Genomic DNA, 23,123 nt, shown 5'->3' with positions numbered 1-23,123 from the left:
CCGTCAAATCGCCGCGTCTTTGGGCATGACCAGGCAAATATTTTCAGTAACAACAAATGGTTAATTTATTGATGGTCTGACCTGGCTGTTTCATTTCGAAGTCTGCGCCGTACATGAAGTGGTTATCCTGGGGGGGAGAGGTAAATATGACCTACGATCAGGCTCTCATCATGATGATCATAGCCGCCGCCATCGGCATGTTCTTGTGGGGCAGGTGGCGGCACGACATGGTGGCGGTAGGGGCGTTGGTGCTCTGCGTGCTGTCCGGTCTGGTCGAGCCGCAGGCGGCCTTTACCGGTTTTGGTCATCCCGCCGTGGTTACCGTGGCTTGCGTGCTGGTGTTGAGTCGCGGCCTGCAAGCTTCCGGTGCGGTCGATGTGCTGACCAGGACTGTATTACCGTCCAACGCCGGTCCGACGCTGAGTATCGCAGCCTTGACCGCCTTGGGCGCCGTGCTTTCGGGCTTCATGAACAATGTCGGTGCGCTGGCCTTGCTCATGCCGGTCGCGATCCAGGTCGCGGGGCGTCTTGATCTGCCTCCGGGCAAGGTACTGATGCCTCTGGCCTTCGGCTCGATTCTGGGCGGCACCACGACCCTGATCGGCACCCCTCCCAATCTGATCATCGCGGGCTTTCGCGCAGACCGGCCGGACATGAGCGCCTTCAAGATGTTCGACTTTTCGATGGTCGGTTTGCCGCTGACCGTCGCGGGGGTCGTATTTATCGCCCTCATTGGATGGCGTCTTGTCCCGGCGCGCAGGCAGGCGGGAGCATCGGGTTTTGAGACGAGCGCCTACATCACCGAGGTTCGCGTGCCGGAGGGCAGCGCCATCGAAGGCAAGCGGTTCCAGGAAATAAGGACGGTTCTGCAGGAGCTCGATGTCCAGATGCTGGATCTCGTACGCAACGACCTGCACGTTCGCTCTCCACGTCCCGGCAAGATCGTGCGCGCCGGAGACGTCCTGATTCTGGAGGCCGACGTGGGGGCGCTGAGCGAAGTGCTGTCCCGGCTTGATCTGAAGCTCGAAGAGGACAAACAGCAGGAGAGTGGCGGACAGGAAGATGCCGAGGCCGGTGATGAAGAGCTGTTCGACGATTTGGAAATGATGAGCCCGGACGAAAGTGAAGCCCCGCCGATTGAGACGGGAGGCGAGTCCGAAGATCTGGCCGAGCTTGCGAAGACCGAGGCGGAACCCGAGGAACCGGGGCGTGAGGAGGCCTCGCTGATGGAAATGGCGGTGCTGCCGGAATCAAGGATCGTCGGGAGTTCGGCCAGCGATTTGGCGTTGCGGACCCGGTACGGCATAAATCTGCTCGCTGTTGCCCGGCAGGGCGAATGCACCATGGCCCGCTTGCGGTCCCTGCTGATCAAGCCTGGCGACGTGCTGCTGATGCAGGGGCGGCTTGACAGCCTGAACGGCTTTGCCGGCAATTCGGGCTGCGTGCCCCTTGCCCAGCGGGATCTGCGTATTCCCGACAAGCGCAAGGCGCTCATGGCCACGGGCATCATGATAATTTCGGTGGGCTTGGCCGCCTTTGGCCTGCTTCCCGCAGAAGTGTCTTTTGCCGCCGGAGTTCTGGCCTCCATGGCGTTGCGCACGTTGCCCATGCGTTCGGTCTACGAGGCGGTGGACTGGCCGGTGGTTGTGCTGCTGGGAGGGCTGCTGCCGGTTGCCGGGGCCATGCGCAACACGGGCGCGGCCGATCTCATCGCGCGCCTGCTGCTTGAAAACGTGGCTCAGGGCAACCCCTTTGTCGCGCTGGCGGTGGTCATGCTCACGACCATGATTCTGACCGATCTCATGAACAATGCCGCGACGGCGGCCGTGATGGCTCCCATCGGGCTGGGAGCGGCGATTCAGCTCGGCGTCAATCCGGACACTTTTCTGATGGCCGTCGCCATTGGCGCCTCCTGCGCCTTCCTGACGCCCATCGGACACCAGAACAATACATTGATCCTCGGCCCCGGCGGATTCCGTTTTGGCGATTACTGGCGCATGGGTCTGCCCATGGACGTGGTCGTCATCGCCCTTGGGCTTCCGCTTCTGGTTTGGTTCTGGCCGCTGTAGCATGAACGTCCGGCTGGGATGCGCAAGGTCAGTCCGATTGCGAAATCGAGTCGGCTGTGGCGCCGGGGTTTTGATCAAGGTGAAAGTCCATACAGGTGACATTATTTCTTGAGGAGAACTTCATGCCATTTTTTTCCAAGCAGGATTCTTGCAAGCTGCTGGCCGACCAGGACGGTCCGGCCTCCCGACGTTTTCGGCATTACAATGCCTTTCTGGAGCACAATCATCGTGCGCTGCGCATCCTGGCGGAGCTTGAAATGCTGGACCGTGGGGCCGGATTGGCCACTTTGGCCTTCATCCAGCGCCGTGGCGCGGAGCTTCTGGATCAGGTCAGGGAACTGGTGGGCTCCCTGAATCAGCTCTCAGGCCATCGCTACGACGGGATTCTGCCCGTTTTTGACACCGTGGCCGATGAGCTTCACGCCTTGATGCAGCGAGAGCGGCCCGTCATCGAAGGGCCGCTCTCGCTGCCTTTCGCGCAACTTGGCGCCAGGGACATGCCCATCTCCGGCGCCAAGGCCGCCAACCTGGCGCAGATCACAAATGTGCTCGGGCTGTCGGCGCCGGACGGGTTTGTCGTCACGACCGCAGGCTTTGATCTTTTTCTGCGCGAAAACGGCTTGCTTGATTCCGTGGAGAAGATGCTGGCCGAATTCGATCCGGGCCGGCCCGACAGCGACGAGGCGTGCAACCAGATCCGGGAGAAAATTCTGGCCGCCCCGTTGCCCAGCGCCTTGGAGACGGCCATGCAGGATGAATTTCGCGCCCTGTCCAGGCGGCTTGGCCGCAAGCCGCGACTGGCCGTGCGCAGCAGCGCCGTGGGCGAGGACACGGCAGCCTCCTTTGCCGGACAGTATGCAAGCGTGCTCCCGGTTGAAGAAGAGGATTTGCCCACGGCCTTTCGTACTGTCCTGGCCAGCAAGTACACGCCTCGTGCCATCCTGTACCGGCTTCGGTACGGGCTGTCCGATGCGGCCACGCCCATGGCGGTGGCCGTCGTGGATTTGGTCGACGCCAGGGCCAGCGGCGTCCTCTATACTTTGGATCCTTCCATGCCGCAGGCGGGCCAGGCGCGGATCGACGCGGCCCTTGGCCTGGGTGAGCAGGTGGTCGGAGGGTCCGCCTCGCCGGATGTGTACAGGGTTGACCGCGACACGTTTTCAATCGCCGGACGCGCAATCCAGCCCAAGGACGAAGATCCGGAGAACGTGACGCCTGCCCTTACGGATTCGGGCGTCATTGATCTGGTGCGTTCCGGACTTCGGCTTGAAGCGCATTTCGGCGCGCCGCAGGACATAGAATGGGCTGAAGATGCACAAGGGAAGCTCGTTTTTCTCCAGTCGCGCCCTTTGGGCATCACCAAGTCCGGCAAACCACCTTCAGCCTTGAATACCGAAGCCATGGAGCTGCTCTTGTCGGCCGGACAAACGGCGTCGCCCGGCAGGGTTTCGGGCAAGGCGGTCCTTGTTTCCCCCGAACTGAAACCGGAGCAGACCGAGAACGCCATCCTGGTCGCCCGGACGGCAGCTCCGGATCTGGCCCCCTACATGAGCCGGGTCCGAGGGCTGATCACCGATCTTGGCGGGGTGGCCAGCCATCTTGCCTCCGTGGCTCGGGAGTTCAATGTTCCGGCCCTCATGGATACCCGGGAGGCCACGACGAAAATATCCTCCGGCCAGGAGATCACCTTGCTGGCTGAAGAAGCGGAGGTCTATCTGGGCCTTGTTCCCGAATTGACCCGAAAGCTTCCTGCCCGGGAAGAAGATGAAGGGCAGGGGCCCATTGGCAGGCACCTGCGAAAGCTGCTGGAGCGCATATCCCCCCTCAATCTGACCGACCCGAAATCGCCGGACTTCACTCCCGAGGGCTGTCGCACTCTGCACGACCTGATCCGCTTCGCCCACGAAAAGGCCATGGAGGAAATGTTCAACATCTCCCGGCTTGCAGGCGACTCGGTGGTGTCGCGCAGCATGAGCGCCAATATCCCGCTGGCCATGCATTTCATCGACTTGGGCGGCGGCTTGGCCGAGGGTCTTGATACCTGCGCCGAGATTCTTCCGGAGCACATCCGTTCCAGACCCATGGCCGCCTTGTGGCGAGGCTTGGCGCATCCGGGCGTGACCTGGGCCGGAAACGTGGACCTGAGCGGACGCAACTTCATGGCCCTCATGTCCGGAAGCATGGGGCCCGGCGGTGCCATGCCGCCGGAAACGAAATCCTATGCCCTGGTTTCGGCCGATTACCTGAACCTGAGCGTCAAGTTTGGGTACCATTATTCCAATCTGGACGCGCTCTGTTCGGATGATTCGGATGCCAACACCCTGACCTTGCAGTTTTCGGGCGGAGCCGGCACCGGCTCCGGCAAGGCCCTGCGCATCGAGTTCCTGTCCAATGTGCTGAAGCGGCTGGGCTACGAGGTGAACATCAGCGGGGATATGCTGCAGGCGGCTTTGAGGGGGCTTGACTGCCCGGCCATGGAAGAGGTGCTGGATCAGACCGGGCGTTTACTGGGCTGCAGCAGGCTTCTTGATCTGGCCATTCCAAATCAGGAGGAGGTGCAGACCCTGACCGAAATGTTCTTCAGGCAGGAATATGATTTTCTGGATCGTTCCGAAAAACGTGTTCCCGGTTTTTATGCGTCTTTTGGTCAGTGGTCCCTTGCCGAAATGGATGGCCGGGAGGTCATCATGCAGGACGGAGCGCACATGGGGCAGACGGTTTCGTGTGCACTGCATTTTGCCGCGAGTTCGGTCCTGGGCGGACGGTACCGGAAATTTCTGGAAAAACGGCATGCCCGGCACTACTATCCGACCGCCGTGAAGCGCGACAGTCGGCACGAAGATGGGCGTATCCGGGTCGACGTGCGCATCGAGGCCGGATGCGTGGACCTCGCCGCCGGGCTGGCTTTCGGCCTGGGCAATGTCGGAAACTGTCTGGTATTGGCAGTGGATGGCGCCGCAGGAGAATTGCAGCTGCTCGAATTCGTGAACAATACCAGAAGTTTTTTGGCGCGGGTCGACATGCAGGTGCCTTTGGGGCGTTGGATTGGCCTTGAAGTGACGGTGGCTGGAAAGGAGATCAACGCCGCCGGCTTGGGTGGACGCGATCTAAGTCTAAGCTTCACCGCCTCCAGGCCCGTCTCCGGTTACGTCGGTCTCTGGACCAAGGGAGACACCACGGCCTATTTCAGGAATCTGGAAACGGCCGGTGCCCCGCAGAATGAAAGCGGATCAGGAAAATAGATCCGACGCGTGCAAAATGCAGGAGCGGCAAAACGCGCCGCTCCTGCCGGGAATCCTTTTTTTCAGGCTTTTTTCCAAGTTATCGGAACATGTATTTCATTGCGTAGCCAAAAGATGGGTATGCCCACAGCATGGAACGCAATTCATCGACATCGACCTTCTTGCGCATGGCCAGGGCGAAAAGGTTGATTGTCTCCTCTGCCGCGTCGCCCAGAACGTGCGCCCCCAGTAGCAGCCGCGTGTCTTTTTCGACCAGCAGCTTGAATCCCGCGCACGTTTGTCCGATGCGCTGGTACTCCGACCATCCTGCCGAATCTCCATGGATGACATCGAAGCGCATTCCCCGCTTTTGTGCCTCCTCTTCAAGCATGCCCACGGTCGCCAGCGGCGGGTAGGTGAACAGGGAGAATGGCGTCACGTCAGGGTTCATCGTGTGCTTCGGGCCTTCGATGATGTTTTTGGCCACGACTTCCGCCTCCACGCTGGCCACCGGAGTCAGGGGCATGGTTTCGGCGATGACGTCTCCGGCAGCGAAGACGCCAGGGTTGGAGAGACTCTGCATGTAGGCGTTGACGGCGACTCCGCCATTGCTCGTATCGACGTTGCCGGCGGGCAGGTCGAGGTCGGCCAGGGCCGGAATGCGTCCGGCCGCATTGAAGATCGCATCCGCCGTAAAGCTTTGCCGACCTTCGTCTCCAGCCTTCAATAGCAACGCGCCGCCATTTTCTTCAATGGAGTGGGGTGGACAGTTCCGATGAAATTTCACGCCCAGTTTTTCCAGATGCCCGGTCAATCGCTGCACCAGGTCGGCGTCGAACTTTTTGAGGAAACGCTCGCTGCGATGAACGATTGTCACCTGGGCCCCGGCAACTGCCGCGATGTGAGCCAGTTCAAAGGCGATGAATCCGCCTCCGATGAAGACGATCCTTTCCGGCAGGGTGGGCATGGCCAGGAAATCGTTGCTGGAAGACAGAAGCCCGTTCCCCGGAATCTGCAACTCTCTGGGCGTCGAGCCGGTTGCAATGCAGATATGGGCGGCTTCAAGCCGTTCATCCCCGCTCACGATAGTGTTGGGACCGGCAAAGCTGCCAGCCGTCGTGAATGTCTGGATGCCCAGGTTTTGATAATGCTTCCGGATTTTGTCCGGCAAATCGTCGGTGAACGTGCGCTTGAAGCGCATGAGCTCGACCCAGTCGAGTTTGGCGGAGCCGGTCGGACCTGTCCCGGAGGTGTTGTTGAAACGCTCCACGGTCTCGGTGGCGTCGGCCATGACTTTCTTGGGTTCGCAGCCATGCAGCGGGCAGGTGCCTCCGAAACCGTGGCTTTCCAGCAGCGCCACACTCAGACCGGCCTTGTGGCAGCGTGAGGCGACATGGCCCCCGGCGACTCCAGAGCCCAGAACGATGACGTCGATTTTTCGAGTTTTCAAAAGCAACTCCATGTGTTCAGATTTGAACCCCCGGGACTTCGGGAATGCCGCATCCAAGCGGACTTGGAACGGTAAGCATGGTTGCCCGGGTGCCTGATTGAGACTTCTTTCGCGGCGGAATTTTACGGCATGCGTCCGAAATCTCGAAAGATGGATTATTCAGAATGGACGGTACATGTAATTGTGCCGCTTTTCAAATCATGAAGAATAAAAAGTCGGATTCGAAAAGATTTGCATGGGCAAGCCCGCACGAGATGCGTTGGCATTGGGAAACGGAGCGAGGCGTTCCGTGCTCTCCGGATTACCGTCCGTAAGAGCCACCTGGCTGCATCACTGCAAGGCTAACGTAAAGGTGGTTTTGAATGGTCGTGGAATGGTTGTGAGAAATGATGTCCACAGGACGTTTCTTGCCTGCCTTGCGGACATGGCATGTCGGTAATCTGGTGTTTCGCGAGACCGCCGTTTTAAGTGCGAGCCTTAATTCTGGTTCAGAATATCAAGAAAATATATCCCTCCGTGGCGCAGTTCGTTGAAGGTGTGGATACCTATCTTCTGGAGGATGTTCGAGCGGTGCTTGTCGACGGTCTTGATGCTGATGGCCAGAATTTCCGCGATCTCCCGGCTTTTCCTGCCGTCGAAAATCAATTTTACCACTTCGATCTCGCGGGCGGTGAGTTTTTGCAGGGAAGACAAGCCCTTTCGTTGCCGTGTGGCGATTATATAGTCCTTGACGATGTTTTTGGTGAGCTTGGGGCTGATGAAGATTTCATCGTTCAAAGCGTATTTTATGGCCATGAAAATTTCTTCTGGGTTCTCGCTTTTGAGGACGTATGCGTTGGTGCCATATTCCAGGGTTTCATAAAGGAACTCGTTGTTCTGGCAGACGGTCAACACGATTATTTTGACCTGCTTGTCGATCCTGCGCAGTTTTCTCAGCACTTCCGTTCCTCTCATGTCCGGCAGCAACAGATCCAGAAGGACGATGTCCGCAGGTTTCTGCCTGAAGGAGCGCAGCGCCTCCCTGCCTGTCGCCACGTCCGAAGCGCATGTGTATTCGTCATGCATGTCGATCATGGATTTCAGCCCCATGCGTAAAAGGTGATCGTCTTCAACCAGAAGAAAGTTGTTTTTTTCCAAGGTGTGTCACTCCCGGATTTTTCTCGATGATTGCAGGTTACGAAGCCCCTTTTTGTGTTTTTTTATCGAATGTTGAAAATTGCGGACTTATAAAATTTTTCATGAATATTATTTATTAACATAATATGCGAACTGCTTCGATATTATTTTGTATCTTCATGCCTTGTGTTTTATATATGGCGATTATGAATTATGTGAATTATTTCAGGGTTGAAATTTGCGAAGTGACAATGATATGCATCTTGAAACGCCACACAATGCCAATTTGTTACATAAGTACACATTGAGAGTTTACTTGAATGCAAAGAGTTTCAGCAACGGAAAGTGCTGTGTATTTTGGATAAATTTGACTAAAACGTGGTAAGTATAAAATTAAGATTCCACGTCCGTATTTTTCTCGAAGGGAAGGTTGTGGCGGCTCGGCTATTTGTTGATGTCCTCTTCGTACATTTCGGTGAGGACATACATTTTACGCTGGCGCAGGTCGGCCAGGTTGCTGAGGCCCAGTTTTTCCAGGATGTTCGACCGGTGTTTGTGAACGGTTTTGACGCTGATAAAGAGCGTGTCGGCTATCTCCTTGCTCTTTTTTCCGTCGATGATGAGTTTGACGATTTCCCTTTCCCGTGCCGTGAGTTCGTTCAAAGGCGGCAGTGCCTTTCGTTGGCGATTGACGAAGAGGTAGGCTTCCACGATGAGCTTGGCCAGTTTCGGACTGATGAACATCTCGCTCAGTAGCGCGTAATGAATGCCCAGGAACAATTCTTCCGGCCCCGCTCCCTTGAGAACATAACAGTTCGCGCCCCACTCCAGCGCTTCAAAAAGCAGTTCGTTTTCTTCATGGGCGGTAAGCACCACCACTGGAATTTTGGGAGCGATCCGTTTTATGTGCCGCAACACCTCGATGCCGGAAATGTCAGGCAACAAAAGATCGAGGAGCACTATATCGGGATGATTGGCGTCGAAGAGACGCAGGGCCTGCTTTCCGCTCGCCGTATCGGCATCGATGGCGTATTCTTTTTTGGTCTGAATTATGGACTTCAGGCCCAAACGCAGCAGGTCGTCGTCTTCAATCAGCAGAATTCTTTTTTTCATGGCATACTTCTCCCAAATGGCTGCATGCCACGCAATTCGCTGAAGTTCAACCCTTACCTTTCACGAAGAGCGCCTCTGGCAGTCTTGATGATGGGTTTTAAAATGTATTCAAGCACTGTTTTCTTGCCGGTCAGCACATCCACTTCGGCCACCATGCCCGGAATGATGGGCAGTTCCTTGCCGTCCTTGCTTGTCAAGGAAGCACTGTCGGTGCGGACCTTGACCAGATAGTAGCTGCTTTTTTGTTGTTCGTCGGTAATGGCGTCGGCGCTGATGTGTTCCACTTTTCCCTTCATGCTTCCATAGATGGAATAGTCGTAGGCCGTGATCTTGACGTCGGCATTTTGTCCTGGATGCAGAAAGGCGATGTCTTGCGGAGGCACCCTTGCCTCGACCAGAAGGGTGTCTTCCCGGGGCACGATCTCAAGCATCTCCTGGCCCGGTCCGACGGCCTCACCGATGGTCGTCACGAAGACCCGCTGCACGGTGCCGTCCACGGGAGAGCGCACACTGGTGCGGTTCATCTGGTCTTCAAGGGCCGGAAGTTTTTCCTTGCGACCCTCCATTTCGGTGCGAATCGCACTGAGTTCCTTGAGTATTTCCGTGCGATGGTTGCTTTTTTCCTCCTCGATGCGGTGCGTGGCGGCTTCCTGGGTGGCGGCCACCTTGGGGATGGCGATGCGGGTGTCGGCGATCTGGCCGGTAAGTTCCATGAGCTGGCGCCTTGAGCGCAAAAGATCCATCTCCGACGCGGCTCCCTTGGCAACCATGGTCCGGGTCATCTCCACTTCCTTGCTCAGCAGCGCATGGTTGCTTTGCAGATAACCCAGCCTGCTCCTGAGTTCTTTGAGTTCCTGCACGCGCTGCTGCCTGTCGAATTCAAGAACGGACAGGGCGGCCTGGCGGTTTGCGGTGCGAGAGCGCAGAAGCTCGGTCTGGTTTTCGAGCAGGTGCGGTTTCTGGTTCCGCGCCTCGGCCGGGAAGACTATGGCATCCTTGCCTGCCAGTTCAGCCTCCAGCCGGGCGATGGCCAGGATCTGGTCCAGATAGTTTGACTGCTGTTCACGAAACCGGGAGGCCATCTGTGTCTGATCGAGGAGGATGAGCGACTGGTCCCTTGCCACCTCCTGGCCTTCGCGCACCAGGATCTCCTTGACGATGCCGCCCTCGAAATTCTGGATGCGCTTGATTTCCGTGGAGGGGATGACCTTGCCCATGCCCCGCACCACCTCGTCAAGGGGGGCATGGGTCGCCCAGGCAAGGGCTGCCGTGAAGAACATGATGACGATGACGAGCAGAAGATTTGGTGTGATCCGGCTCTGGCTGGTCAGGTCGTCGAGTTCCATCGCGAAACTTCGGGGCTGTTGGTCCTGGGGGGCGTGCCCCGGTCTTCCTGCAGCGCTGCCCGGAGAGGGGCACGAATCTTGTTGCGCGCAGGAGCGCGGTGTGGCTTTAATTTCGGTATTTGAAGAAGGTGTGGCGGAGCTTTGCGGAGCGTTCATTGTCTTACCCCCGTTTGCCGCTGCACGGTTTGGTTGACGGGGACTCCTCCGGATTGCAACTGCCGCATGATCGCCTCCTTTGGCCCATCCGCCACCACCCGGCCATCGTCGATGACCACCAGACGATCCACCAGTTCCAGAAGGGATGGGCGATGGGTGATCAGCACCAGGGTCTTTGCGTCCAGAACGAATTTGAGGCGTTGCAGCAGAAGCGCCTCGGACTGGGAGTCCATGGAGCTGGAAGGCTCGTCCATGACCAGGATACGCGGATCGCGCAATAGCGCCCGGGCGATGGAGATGGCCTGGCGCTGGCCACCGGAGAGCGTGCTGCCGCGTTCACCCACATGCAGGGCGTAACCTTGGGGGTGAGTGCTCATGAAGTCGTGGGTGCCGGAGATCCGGGCGGCATGCAGGATTTCCTGGTCCGAAGCCTGGGGATGCGCCATGGAGATGTTTTGCCGTACCGTGCCCTGGAACAGGGCCACGTCCTGGGGCATGTAGCCGGTCCAGCGACGCAGGTCCGTCGGGTCGACCTGGCGCAGATCCGCACCGTCCACGAGCACCGAGCCCTGGTCGGGAGAGTAGAGGCTCATGATCAGCTTGCCCAGGGTTGACTTGCCCGAGCCTGTCCTGCCCACGATGCCCACCCGTTCACCGGCTGCGATGCGCAGGTTCAAGCCCTTGAGGGCCGGCAGCTTGGAGCCGGGGTAGGAGAACGTGACGTCGCGGAACTCAATGCTTCCATCAAGTCGGGGTCTGTGCAGAAAGGAGTCCGTGTCCGTGCGTTCGACCGGCAGGTCCATGATCCGGTTCAGCTCCCTGTAGGCGCTCATGGTATGGTGCAGGCGTGTGATGAGCTGGGCGATCTGGGCGAAGGGGCCCATGACCCGGCCACTCAATATGGAACAGGCCACAAGGCCGCCCATGGTGAGCTTTCCGTCCTTGATCAGGTACACGCCGACGATGATGATGATCACATACGCGAACTGCTGCACGAAGCCCGTCAGGTTCATGGCCAGATGGGACAGGGAGCGGGAGCGGATTGCGTGACGGGCGCTGGTGGCAGTATCGTGCATCCATCGTCCGCGCATGGTCGCCTCGCAGCCGAGGCCCTTGATCGTTTCGATGTTGCTCAAGGTCTCGACCAGTACTGCGTGCTTGCTGTTGCCCATGGCCATGGCGGTTTCTACGGATTTTTTTATGGGGACATGGATGATCAGGCCGATAAGCAACGTGATGGGCAGCACGGCCATGAAAATAAAGGCGATGGGGCCGCCAATGTACCAGAACATGATGATGAAGAGCATGATGAACGGCAGGTCGACGAAGCTCACCAACGTGGCCGATGTGAAGAAGTCCCGCAGGACTTCCAGTTCGCGCAGGAGGTTGGCGAAGGAGCCCACGGAGGCGGGCTTGTCCTTCAGGTGCATGTCGAGAAGCTGGTCAAAGAGCCTGCCCTCCAGTTCGACGTCGATCTTCTTGCCGGTGCTGTCGATGAAGAAGGCGCGCAGTCCTTTGATGGCAAAATCGAAAACGAAGACGACGCCCATGCCCATGGCCAGCACCCAGAGGGTTTCCAGGGCGCTGTTGGGCACCACCCTGTCGTACACGTTCATGACGAAGAGCGGCATGGCCAAGGCGAGCATGTTCAGAATCGTCGCCGCGATAATGACCTGCGAATAGGCACGCCAGTTCCGGAGCAGGGCGCTTTGGAGCCAATGGCCTTTGGGTTTTGATGCGGCGCCCTGAGGTGAGGCCTCCTTTCTTGTGGGCATGAGATAGAGGACGTGTCCTGTGTGGAGTTTTTCGAGCTCTTGCCTGGTCATGACCTTGACCCCGTCTTCAAGGTCCGGATGGGAGACCGTGTAGTTTTCGCCATCCACCTCTCGCAGGACGCAGACTTCGTCGTCCTTCAGAAAGAGCACGGCCGGCAGGGCGAAGCGGGCGATCTTCTTCAGCGGACTTCTGACGATGCGGGTGGACAGCCCGGCATTGCGGGCAGCCGCCTCGATCATGCCGGGAGTCAAGCACCCCTGGGCATCGAGAGGCAGGCCGGACAGGAGGGATGCAGGCGACAGGATGCGGCCGTGATGTCTGGCGACAAAGAGAAGACACCCGGTGAGCGCGTCGGCGATTCCCGGACTTTCTTTACGGCCGACCGTGCCGGACTGGATGGTCTCTTCGCTTGCTGTTTGCGGTTCCTGCGACATGCAACACTCCTTGGCTTGCGTGTTTTGATGGCCGATCCTGGAAGGGAGATGAGGCCATCCCGATATGACTAGGTATTACGCGATATAAATTTTTTGAATCATTCCTAATTGTTATTATTTTTTGATTATAGCCGTACTTAGTTTTGTGTATTTTTTTGGCAAAATATTCGCCAAGATGCGTATGATCATATTTCATCCCCGTAGCTTATGATGTTTTCGAGTGGAGGATGTTCTTGGTCGGAGCTTCGCATCGCGATGACGTCATTTACCTGAAATAATCGCACATCTGTCTTGCAGCCGGCAGCCTTGCGCGTTGCCAATGAGCCTTTAATGTATTAACGTCATACATACTTGTCATACAGTGTGTAGATTGCATGAAATTTTGGGAGGTTAAGTCCGTAGTGCGTATTTTTTTGGCGAATGCGTGAATGAAAGAGCTTGGGTTCGTTTGGGTTGCAATTTTAGCGAGTTAAGGTTTTTTGACATGGATTGATATTTTTACGGAGGATGTGATGAACAGTAACGCGGCGATTCTGGTTCTGGACATGGACGAGGCGCTGTTGAGGTTCAGCGGGAACAGGCAGATTTTCGTGAAGCTTCTGCTGCGATTTCTGGAGCTTAACGCGCAGGTTCGGGAAAAGGCGGAAGGGGTCGTGCAGGGCGGCGATTGCGATGAAATCGTCCTGTTCTTTCACTCCATCAAGGGTGGGGCTGCAAACCTTTCGGCCAAGAGGCTGGCCGCCCAGAGCGCGCTTCTTGAAAATCTGGCCCGGGTCGGAGACGTGGAGGGCATCAAGCAGGAACTTCCTGCCTTCCATGCTCTTTTCGAAGAGGTCGCCATCGCGGCCCGAGAACTCAGCGATTCCACCCCCTAGGCTTAAGCCATGAGTTCGCGGCATGGGAAAATGTCATCGTGTATTTGCCATTTTTCTTCGCTACGCAGCGGGGCGCTATTTTTCTTTTCTTTTTTCTTATGCCTGCCCGGCTCTCTCCATGCCCGAAATCTGCCAGTTCTGATGCTGGATTGTTCGGTCCAAGAGCGCGACCTGCGCCCATTCATGGAGGTCATGGAAGATCCCGGCAGATCCCTGACCATCGACCAGGCCGCCTCTTCGGCCATGGCGGGAATATTCGCTCTTCCGGCATCCGGACACTTCAACTTCGGCTTTACGTCCTCGGCCCTGTGGTTTCGCTTTTCGATCAAGGAGGAGCCGCGATCGGCTAATCGCCGGGGACTCCCTTCCGCCTGGATTCTCGATCCCGGCTGGAACGTCTACGACACCATCCATCTGTATGTTCCCCGGCCTGATGCTTCCGGCGGCTGGCAGGTCCATGCGGCCGGAAACCTCCTTGCGAAAACCGGAGAGCCCGAACGGCGGCACTTTCTTCTTCCGGAAGATCTCTCGGAACCCCTCACGTGCTACCTGCGCGTGACCGGCCTGCGGCCGATCATGGTCAGTCCGCATATCACCACCGTGGATCGCGCCCTGCATGTCAACAGCCTCAAGGTCCTCGGAACGGGTCTGGTCATCGGCTATTTTCTGACCATGGCCTTTGGCCATCTTTTCGTCTGGCTCTATGCCGGCATCGACAAATTCAAGTGGTCCATACCCGGCAATCTCGGTTTTGCCTCCTTCGTGGCCCTGACCAGCTATCAGCACCTCGTAAGTTTCCGAAATCTTACGGAAATAATCATGGTCGTCGGTCTCGTGACCCAGGGGTTCCTGGCCCTGGTCATCCGGGCCGTCATGGATACGAGGATCTACAACAGGATTCTCGACAGGCTTCTGCTCGGAAGCGTCTTCCTCGTGTTTTTGGCCGCCGCCGTGGGGCCGTTTCTGCCGGAGCATCTGCATGGAAGCCTCTCCATGCGCATCGTCATGCCCGTGGCGTTCATCGGCGCCTGGGCCTGTGTCGACAACCTGAAGCGCAACCGGACGGTATCGATCATCTTTCTCGCAGCATGGGGCGGAACGGTTTTTGACACCTTGATTTACAACAGGGCGGCCAACGGCGGAGCCGCGTTCATGCACCCCATGATGATGTGGGTCGGTTTCATTGCCGAGGCGTTGGCCATGGCCTTTCTGCTGGCCTATTTCACTTCTTCCATCTCGTCGCAGCGCCAGGCGGCCGAGGCCATGGCCGAGGCCAAGAGCATTTTCCTGGCCGGAATGAGCCACGAGATCCGCACCCCCATGACCGCCATTCTGGGATTTTTGAACCTGGCCATGCAGTCCGGGGGGACAGGACCGCTGCGGCAGTATCTGCGCAAGATCCAGGCATCTGCCCGGCATCTGCTGGGAATCATCAATGACATCCTCGACGTTTCCAGGATCGAGGAAGGCAAGATCCACCTGGAGTCGAAACCCTTCGAGGTGGAGAACCTGCTGCGCGAAACGGCTGATATTTTGGTGCCGCGCGCTTTTGAAAACGCGAACGAGCTGGTTGTCTGCCTCGGCCCGGGGGTACCCCGGCGTATCGAGGGTGATTTTTTGCGACTGGAGCAGGTGCTGGTCAATCTTGGGGGCAATGCCGTCAAATTCACCAAGAGCGGCACGGTCGTCATTGATGTGAGCCTGCCCGGGCAGGTTGCGCCGGAAGAGGGCAAGACGGCGCTGCGCTTTCAGGTCAGCGACACGGGCATCGGCATCGAGGCGGATGTCCTGCCCCGTCTGTTCCAATCTTTCGAGCAGGCCCACGGATCAACGGCCAGGATTTTTGGCGGGACGGGACTCGGACTGAACATCAGTCGTCGGTTGGTGCAGCTTATGGGTGGGGATATCGATGTCTCAAGCACTCCCGGCAAGGGTTCAACCTTTGCGTTCACGATTCCGTTCGTCGTGTCCGAAGAAACCGGAGAAAACGTCTATCTCTCGCCAACCAGGTATGCGGATCTCTCCGTTCTTTTCGTCGAGGACAATGCTTCGGCCAGAGCGGCCATGGAAGACATCGCGCTTCGGCTGGGGCTGGACATGCGCGTTGCCGGCACGGCTGACGAAGCACTTCGCATGGCGGCTGAAGAAAGATTCGATGCGATCCTTCTGGATTGGGATCTGCCGGACATGACCGGGATTGAGCTCGCCTCGCGTCTGCGTGAGGCCGGTGTCGCCGACGGGATTCCGGTCGCCGTCATGTCGAGCCTGGCCCGTCCGGAAATGGAGGGTCTGCAACCGGCATTTTTCGGGACCCGGGCGATTCTGGCCAAGCCGTTAACGCTTTCCACGGTGGAGGACGTGCTGCGCCTGCTCGTGTTCCAGGAAGAGATCGTGGACGAGGAGGGCGAGGCCCTGCACGCCGAGGAGCTTCGCAACCTGGAGCAGGTACGGGGCATGCGCATCCTGGTGGTGGACGACAATGCATTCAACCGCGAACTTTTCGAGGTCATGCTCACGCAGGCCGGAGCGGAGCTGGAAACGCTGACCAACGGCCGGGAGGCCGTGCGTCGCCTGCTGGATTCGGACCGGCTGTTGCCGGAAGTTGTACTCATGGATGTGCACATGCCCGAGATGGACGGATACGAGGCCACGCGAATTGTTCGCAAGGATGCCAGGTGCGCCCGGCTTCCCATCATCGCCCTGACCGCCGACGTGGTAGAGGAAAACAGGGCGCTTTGTCTGGATGCGGGGATGAACGACAGATTGACCAAGCCTGTGGAGGCCGGGCCGCTTTTCGAGGCCCTGAGCAGATGGGGTCGGTCCGGGAGAGGCGCCCAGAGCTCCTCCTGCGCCGCGTCCGGGGAAGGTGTCGAGTGAACAAGCGGGAGGCCAGTCTTATGCGCGGCAACTCAATGGTATTGCTTATATTCGTCCTGATAGGGCTTTTGTGTTCATCGCAGGCCGAGGCCGGGTCCGTCTGTGTGCTCGATCCGGGCAGTCAGGCTCATGACCTCAAACCCTTCATGGAGTTCCTGGAAGATCCAGGCGGCAGGCTGACCATCGAGGACGTTGCTTCCGAATCCATGGCTTCGCGATTTCGCAGGCCGTCCACAGGGCATTTCAATTTCGGCTTCACCTCGTCGGCCCTGTGGTTCAGGTTCACCGTTGTCGAGCCGTTGCCGCCCGGGCAGGCCTTCGACGCGCAAAGGGCATTTTGGATTTTCGATCCGGGCTGGCATCTTTACGACACATTTCATCTTTTCATTCCGCAAACCACGGCCCACGGTGGCTGGAAAGAATATTCCGCCGGACGGCTGATTCATGGCCCAGGACACAGGGAGCACAGGCATTTCCAGCTTTCTTCGGACTTGACGACTCCCACGACCTGTTACGTCCGTGTCACGGGAATCCGGTCCGTTGTTCTGAATCCCTACATCTCCACCATCGACCATGCCATGCACAGCAACGGTTTCAAGATGCTGGGCACGTCCTTGCTGCTGGGTTTCTTCGGCACTCTCATGCTCGCCAACCTGGGCATCCTTCTCTACACCCGCAACCTGAAGTTCGGCGGTTTCGTCTTGGCTAACGCCGCCTTTACCGTCTTTGTAGCCGTGAGCAGCTATCAATTTCTGTTCATACATGAGCGACTCCCTACGTTCATCATGGTCGCCGGGCTGTTCTCCCAGGGGGCCCTGGCCATGGTGGCCCGTGCATTCCTGGAAACCCGCAAAGGCGAGAGGCTGATCGATGGTCTGCTTCTGACCAGTATCTGGCTTGTGTTTGCCGCCGCCGCGCTGGCGTTCTTTCTTCCGGACCAGGTGCAGGGAAAACTTTCCCTCTACGTGCTCACCCCGCTCAGCCTGGTCATGATCTGGGCCTGCCTTGCGAATCTCAAGCGCGACAGGACGGTGTCGCTTATCTTTCTTTCGGCCTGGGTCGTGGGGAGCGCGAACATTTTTGTCTATACGTGGGCCTCGCAGGGTATTTTGCCTTTCGTGCACCCCGCGATGATCTGGATCGGCCTTGTGGTGCTGGCCATGGCCATGGCCGTGCTGATGGCCCATGACATCCGTGTCATGGCCGCCCGGCGTCAGTCCGCCGTGGCCATGGCGCGTGCCAGAAGCACCTTCCTGGCCAGCATGAGCCACGAGATCCGCACTCCGATGACGGCCATTCTGGGCTTCCTGAATCTCTCCCTGCAAGCCGGGGCCGAGGGGCAGCTTCGAAGCTACCTGCTCAAGGTTCGAAGCGCGGCCCAGCATTTGATGGGCGTCATCAACGACATCCTGGACGTGGCCAAGATCGAGGCGGGCAAGATCGAACTGGAGAGCAAGGTCTTCGATCCCGAGACGCTTCTGGCCGATACCGCAGCCCTGATCACATCCCAGGCGTTTGAGAACGGCAACGAACTGGTGCTCTCCCTGGGTCCTTCCGTTCCAGGCTGTCTGGTGGGCGACTCTCTGCGTCTGCAGCAGATTCTGCTCAATCTGGGCGGCAATGCCGCAAAATTCACCAAAAACGGTACGGTGTGCATGGTCGTGGATGTGGCCGACGGGGGTGAGCCGATGAAGGACAGCGTCTGGTTGCGTTTTCAGGTCGTCGATACCGGCATCGGCATCGATCCGGAAGTTTTGCCCAGGCTCTTCCAGTCCTTCGAACAGGCGGACAGTTCCACAGCCAGGGTCTACGGCGGGACAGGCCTCGGACTGAACATCAGCCAACGACTTGCGCATCTCATGGGCAGTGAAATAAATGTGCAGAGCGCGCTAGGGCGGGGATCGACATTTGAATTCACGGTCAAGTTCGAGCGGGTTGCGGGCGATGAAAAGAGCCAGGAGAAGGTACATGCCTTCGATGGGCTCAGGACGCTTCTCGTGGAGGACAATCCCGCCAGCCGTGCCGCCATGGAGGAGATTCTCGGTCGTCTTGGCGTCGACGTGAAATCCGCCGCGACGGCGTCCGACGCCCTGCGGTTGCTGGCATCTGAATCATTCGACCTTGTCCTTTTGGACCTGGATCTTCCTGACTATACAGGGCTCGAAGTCTTGGCCTCTCTGAACGAATTTAAACTGGGCGCCAAGCTCAAGGTGGTGCTGATGGCCAGTCTGGTCCGGTCCGAGATGGATGGTATGCAGCCGGATCTGACCGGGGTTCGTGAAATTTTGATGAAACCCTTCACGTATTTGGCGGTGAAGGATGTTCTGAGCCGTGCGGTTCTGGGAGAAGCCTTTGTCGCTGATGCCACGTGTCGGGCCGAGAAGATGCCCAATCACGAGGCGGTGCGGGGGTTGCGCGTTCTACTGGTCGAGGACAACCTCTTCAACCAGGAATTGATATCCGTGATTCTGGAACAGGCCGAGGTGGAATTCGATCTCGCCATGGATGGGCGGGAAGCCGTGACCAGGATCATGAAAGACGACACGAAGTTCGATGTCGTACTCATGGACATTCAGATGCCCGGGATGGACGGGTACGAGGCAACGCGCATCATCAGGAGCGATAAGCGGTTTGGGTCCCTGCCCATCATCGCCATGACCGCCAATGTCATGGCCGAGGATCGTGCCAGATGCAAGGCGGCAGGCATGGACGGGCATCTCAACAAACCTGTCGACACGGATGAACTTTTCAAAACCCTTGCGGCATGGGGTCGCGGAAGCGAATAAAACAGCGCCCTTCGTTTTTGACACGTGTTGCGAGATCCCCGGTTGCCTCCGGGGATTTTTTTTGCATACACTTTTACAAGTTATGGGTCATTTTTTTGAATCTGAAGGTGATACGGATCAAATATTTCAATAGGTTGTATTTACAGGATGCGTGCTTTGTTATCTATAAGCATGGCAGGTAGTTATGGTTGTTTTCTGTTGGAGGTATAAGTGTTTTTACTTAGATAAATGCAGTGCGCTCTACAGCTCTAATTAGTGATTTTATCTTTCAATTTCAGTACACGTGCACATTATCCTGAATGCTCAAAGAGAATAACACTCCCAGATAATTTATCACTACTCGGCAACTTAAATCCTGGGAGAGAGTTCATGCCAAACACCAAGGTTCTGGTTCGGCAGCCGGACGGAAATACTCGTGAAGTGGAAATTGTCGACGGCAGCAAGCTGTCGTTGCAGGAAAATGAGCAACTGGTGATCGCGGCTTCTCCGGATCAGGCCGAGGTGAAATCTGGTGATCAGGGACAGATCTCGATACGCCTCGAAGGATTGGGTGAATTCACGGTGGAGTCGGCGGCCGAACCGCCCGAAATAGTCGCCATGAATCTTGATGAAGCTCCGGCGTTTCGAGCCCAGCCAAGAATAGTTTTCGAAAAGGCCGGATCGGGCGCGGAGAGTGACGCGTTGACGCATGAACCCCTGGGGGTCCATCAGGCCAGTGTCGGCGACACCGGATTTCTCGATCAGAATGTAGGCGAGGACTTCGGTATCGGACAGGCCCTGGACATGGCTTCCTTCAGCGCCAACGCCGGGGGAAAGCTGCCTATGACCAGGGTCGCGTCTGACGTCGCGTCTGACCAGGGCGTGCTTGGCCTGGCTGATTTCGATTCGGGCTCCTCCAGTCCCGGGGTCTTGAACGAACCACCGGTCATCGTTCTCAATGATACGCTGCTGGTGCCGGACGGCCAGAGCGCGTCCCTGAACGGTTCGCTCAAATCGGTGGATGAGCGCACCCCTGCGACGGAACTCAGCTATTTCGTCAGGCAGGCACCAGTCCAAGGGGAACTGCTGCTTGACGGCGTCGCCATCACGGATTTCTCCAAGGCGGCCTTTACCCAAGCAGATATCGACTCAGGTCGCGTCAGCTTTCGTTTCGACACGTCGACCCCCGGCACATCCATTCAGGTGCTGGAGAACGATAATTTCCTGTTCAAGGTCAGCGACGGGCAACTGAGCGCCGAGGCCGTCTTCAACATCGACGCCGAGCTGCCCCAGATTCTGGGGACCGACGGGGCTGACGATCTGACCACCGCGACGGACTTTAGCCGCACCGGCGTGTCCTTCCATGTCTATGGCTTCGCTGGCGACGACACCCTCCGCGGCGGAGCCGGAGCCGACACCCTCGACGGCGGTTCGAACACCGTCGGCGAGGCCGTCAAATTCCACCACTATGGTGATTCGAATATTTTTAGTCCGGTGATTCGCTATGAGGCGACGCCCGGCGGCGACTGGGCGGATTACGGCGCGAGCGATGCGGCCGTGATCGTGGATCTGACCAGTTCCGGAGCCCAGAGCGGCGGCTATGCCGAAGGGGACGTGCTGACGGGCATCGAGAACGTGATCGGCTCGACCCACGGCGATACGCTCATCGGCCAGGACTACGTGAGCAACGTGTTCGCCGGCCTGGCCGGGGCGGACTCACTGGTGGGCGGCGAGAGCGTCCTGAATGTCATTTTAGACCCCGCCTGGAACTTTAGGACGATCTACTACTATCCGGATACGACCGACTACAGCCTGAGCCCGTCCTGGGTGAACGTCGACTTGAACACTGCGGGCGGCCAGACGGGCGGCGGCGCGGGCAACCACGCCCTGGGCGACACTCTTGTGGGCATCGAGAACGTCATCGGCACGAACGATGCCCATGGCGACGTGCTCACGGGCGACGGGAGCCACAATTTCCTGGACGGCCTGGCAGGGTCCGATACGCTCATGGGCGGCGCGGGAGGCGACACGCTGCGCGGCGGTTCCGGGGCCGATTTCCTGGACGGCGGTACGAACACGCAGTGGGAGCGGTATACCAATAACGGCGACTGGGTGGACTACAGTACGAGCGCGGCGGGCGTGAGCGTGAACCTGTACCACCAGGACGGGATCGCGACCCAGAGCGGCGGTGACGCCGAGGGCGACACGCTGCTGGGCTTTGAGAACGTGATGGGCTCGGAGCATGACGATTACATCATGGGCAGCAACGACAGCAACTGGCTGGTGGGCCTGGACGGCAACGACACCATGATCGGCGATACCAGTCTTGTTTCAGGGAATTACAGCCATGACAGCATGTGGGGCGGCGCGGGCGACGACCTCATGTACGGGGGCGTTGGAAACGACCAGATGTGGGGCGGTCCCGGGAATGACCGCCTGACTGGTGGTCTCGGTAAAGACTCTCTGTATGGCGGGGATGGCGACGATATCCTTCACGGCAGCGTCAGCAGCAATAACTACAACAACAACTTCTACGACGACGCGATCATCGGCGTCGACAATACTGTTCCACTCTTCACCGCAGCTTACGATGACAGCGGCGACTTCCTTTCCGGCGGCGCCGGCCGGGACACCCTGGACGGCGGCGGCGGGCTGTTCGGCCGCGAGACCCTGGAGGGCGGCGCGGACGGCGACCTGTTGCTGGGCTGGGGGACAGGTGGCGGCCACAACTTGGCCTACTACCACAACTCGCCGATCCGGATCTACCTGGACTTGGACAATCAGGGCGGCTTTGGTCAGATCGACCCCGATGGCCTAGTCAGCGAGGCCACCGGTGATACGCTGCTGGGCATCCAGCACGTTCAGGCCACCCGCTTCGACGATACCATCCTCGGCTCTTGGGAGGACAACGAGATTTTCGGTGGCGAGGGAAATGACTTCATCACCGGCAGCAGGGGGCAGGATAGCCTGTGGGGCGACTGGACAGGCGATCATCACAACTGGGGCAATGACACGCTGGAGGGCGGCCCCGGCGCCGACTACCTCAATGGCGGCGAAGGCGGCATGGACATCGCCAGTTACCGCAATTCCACGCAGGGAGTGCGCGTGGATTTAAACAATCAGAATTACGCCGTGCCCGGCCCCCCCAATCCCCGCCATCCCGGCCAGGGCGAACCCGGCCAGATCGGCGCCAGCCCCACGGGCGAGGAGCACGGCGACTGGTTGTGGAATATGGACGGCGTATGGGGTTCGGAGCACGGCGACACGCTGCTGGGCCGAAACGACGGATGGTGTCCAATGCCCCAAGCTTTTATCGATTACCCCGAATTCATGATGCCCGGCTACGCGGACTACGATGATCAACTGTGGGGCTTCGGCGGCGACGATTATCTGTACGGCGGCGACGGCGACGATTCGCTGTACGGCGGCGATGGCGACGATACCTTGGTCGGCGCCGCCGGGGCGGACATTCTCGACGGCGGCGACGGCTTCGACACGGCCGATTACAGTGCAAGCCCCACATGGGTGAACATCGACCTGAGCGTCACGGGCGCCCAGACGGGAGGCGGCACCGGCAATCACGGCCTCGGTGACACCCTGACAGGCATCGAGGAAGTTTTGGGCACGAACGACGCGCTGCACGGCGACGTGCTGACGGGCGACGACGCCGACAACTTGCTTGACGGCTTATCGGGCCACGACACCCTGTACGGCGGTGGCGGGAACGACACGCTGTATGGCCGCGAAGGCTTCGATGTCCTGTACGGCGGCGACGGCGACGACCTGTTGCAGGGCCATGGCGGCAACGACTTCCTCTATGGCGGCGCCGGTGACGACGTCCTCATTGGCGGCTACGGACGTGATGTCCTGTATGGCGGCGAGGGGAACGACACACTCGTGGGCGGCAATACGACAGACCCATCAT

11 protein-coding genes are annotated in these 23,123 nt (G+C 58.5%); 6 read left to right on the top strand and 5 right to left on the bottom strand.

The window, feature by feature from the left end:
* Positions 1-146 precede the first annotated feature (146 nt).
* Both BMZ40_RS14890 and BMZ40_RS14885 read left to right on the top strand, forming a co-directional pair.
* Entirely contained in the window at positions 147-2,069 is a 1,923-nt protein-coding gene (locus tag BMZ40_RS14890; protein ID WP_092377546.1) for an SLC13 family permease, read from the top strand.
* A 122-nt stretch (positions 2,070-2,191) separates the two neighbouring features.
* Complete coding sequence (locus tag BMZ40_RS14885; protein ID WP_092377542.1) at positions 2,192-5,311, top strand: PEP/pyruvate-binding domain-containing protein; 3,120 nt, start codon at positions 2,192-2,194, stop codon at positions 5,309-5,311.
* A 79-nt stretch (positions 5,312-5,390) separates the two neighbouring features.
* On the opposite strand, the gene BMZ40_RS14880 is transcribed toward BMZ40_RS14885, so the two are convergent.
* From BMZ40_RS14880 to BMZ40_RS14860, 5 genes are all read right to left on the bottom strand, one after another.
* Positions 5,391-6,740, bottom strand: a complete 1,350-nt coding sequence (locus BMZ40_RS14880) for a dihydrolipoyl dehydrogenase family protein (protein WP_092377539.1) — start codon at positions 6,738-6,740, stop codon at positions 5,391-5,393.
* A gap of 477 nt (positions 6,741-7,217) precedes the next feature.
* On the bottom strand, positions 7,218-7,877 hold the full coding sequence (locus BMZ40_RS14875) for a response regulator (RefSeq protein ID WP_092377536.1): 660 nt from the start codon (positions 7,875-7,877) through the stop codon (positions 7,218-7,220).
* A gap of 423 nt (positions 7,878-8,300) precedes the next feature.
* Positions 8,301-8,969 carry a response regulator gene (locus tag BMZ40_RS14870; protein WP_092377533.1) on the bottom strand — a complete coding sequence of 223 codons (669 nt, stop codon included), beginning with the start codon at positions 8,967-8,969 and terminating at the stop codon, positions 8,301-8,303.
* Between the two features lie 53 nt (positions 8,970-9,022).
* Positions 9,023-10,315: an HlyD family type I secretion periplasmic adaptor subunit gene (locus BMZ40_RS14865; protein WP_092377529.1), complete on the bottom strand. Its 1,293-nt coding sequence runs from the start codon at positions 10,313-10,315 to the stop codon at positions 9,023-9,025.
* 152 nt (positions 10,316-10,467) lie between these two features.
* Positions 10,468-12,681, bottom strand: coding sequence for a type I secretion system permease/ATPase (locus tag BMZ40_RS14860; protein WP_092377526.1), 2,214 nt, complete (start codon positions 12,679-12,681; stop codon positions 10,468-10,470).
* Between the two features lie 512 nt (positions 12,682-13,193).
* Here BMZ40_RS14860 and BMZ40_RS14855 point away from each other — a divergent pair.
* The 4 genes from BMZ40_RS14855 to BMZ40_RS14840 all read left to right on the top strand — a co-directional run.
* The gene (locus tag BMZ40_RS14855; protein ID WP_092377523.1) at positions 13,194-13,556 is read left to right on the top strand and encodes an Hpt domain-containing protein; all 363 of its coding nucleotides are present in this window, start codon (positions 13,194-13,196) and stop codon (positions 13,554-13,556) included.
* A 141-nt stretch (positions 13,557-13,697) separates the two neighbouring features.
* Positions 13,698-16,433, top strand: coding sequence for a hybrid sensor histidine kinase/response regulator (locus tag BMZ40_RS14850; RefSeq protein ID WP_177193202.1), 2,736 nt, complete (start codon positions 13,698-13,700; stop codon positions 16,431-16,433).
* A 20-nt stretch (positions 16,434-16,453) separates the two neighbouring features.
* A complete protein-coding gene (locus BMZ40_RS14845; RefSeq protein ID WP_177193201.1) occupies positions 16,454-19,219 on the top strand; it encodes a response regulator in 2,766 nt (921 codons plus the stop codon).
* 369 nt (positions 19,220-19,588) lie between these two features.
* The coding region (locus tag BMZ40_RS14840; RefSeq protein WP_281243808.1) for a cadherin-like domain-containing protein at positions 19,589-23,123 on the top strand (3,535 nt) is incomplete at its 3' end.

The sequence above is a fragment of the Desulfomicrobium apsheronum genome (genome assembly GCF_900114115.1).
Classification (GTDB): Bacteria; Desulfobacterota; Desulfovibrionia; order Desulfovibrionales; family Desulfomicrobiaceae; genus Desulfomicrobium; species Desulfomicrobium apsheronum.
The sequence above is the reverse complement of the archived record's forward strand: the minus strand, read 5'-3'. Positions and strand labels throughout refer to the sequence as shown.

Excerpts from the sequence above, each read along its gene's own strand:
- BMZ40_RS14890 (WP_092377546.1), top strand. The coding sequence starts at position 147 with ATGACCTACGATCAGGCTCTCATCATGATGATCATAGCCGCCGCCATC.
- BMZ40_RS14885 (WP_092377542.1), top strand. The coding sequence starts at position 2,192 with ATGCCATTTTTTTCCAAGCAGGATTCTTGCAAGCTGCTGGCCGACCAG.
- BMZ40_RS14870 (WP_092377533.1), bottom strand. The coding sequence starts at position 8,969 with ATGAAAAAAAGAATTCTGCTGATTGAAGACGACGACCTGCTGCGTTTG.
- BMZ40_RS14865 (WP_092377529.1), bottom strand. The coding sequence starts at position 10,315 with ATGGAACTCGACGACCTGACCAGCCAGAGCCGGATCACACCAAATCTT.
- BMZ40_RS14860 (WP_092377526.1), bottom strand. The coding sequence starts at position 12,681 with ATGTCGCAGGAACCGCAAACAGCAAGCGAAGAGACCATCCAGTCCGGC.
- BMZ40_RS14855 (WP_092377523.1), top strand. The coding sequence starts at position 13,194 with ATGAACAGTAACGCGGCGATTCTGGTTCTGGACATGGACGAGGCGCTG.
- BMZ40_RS14850 (WP_177193202.1), top strand. The coding sequence starts at position 13,698 with ATGCTGGATTGTTCGGTCCAAGAGCGCGACCTGCGCCCATTCATGGAG.
- BMZ40_RS14845 (WP_177193201.1), top strand. The coding sequence starts at position 16,454 with ATGCGCGGCAACTCAATGGTATTGCTTATATTCGTCCTGATAGGGCTT.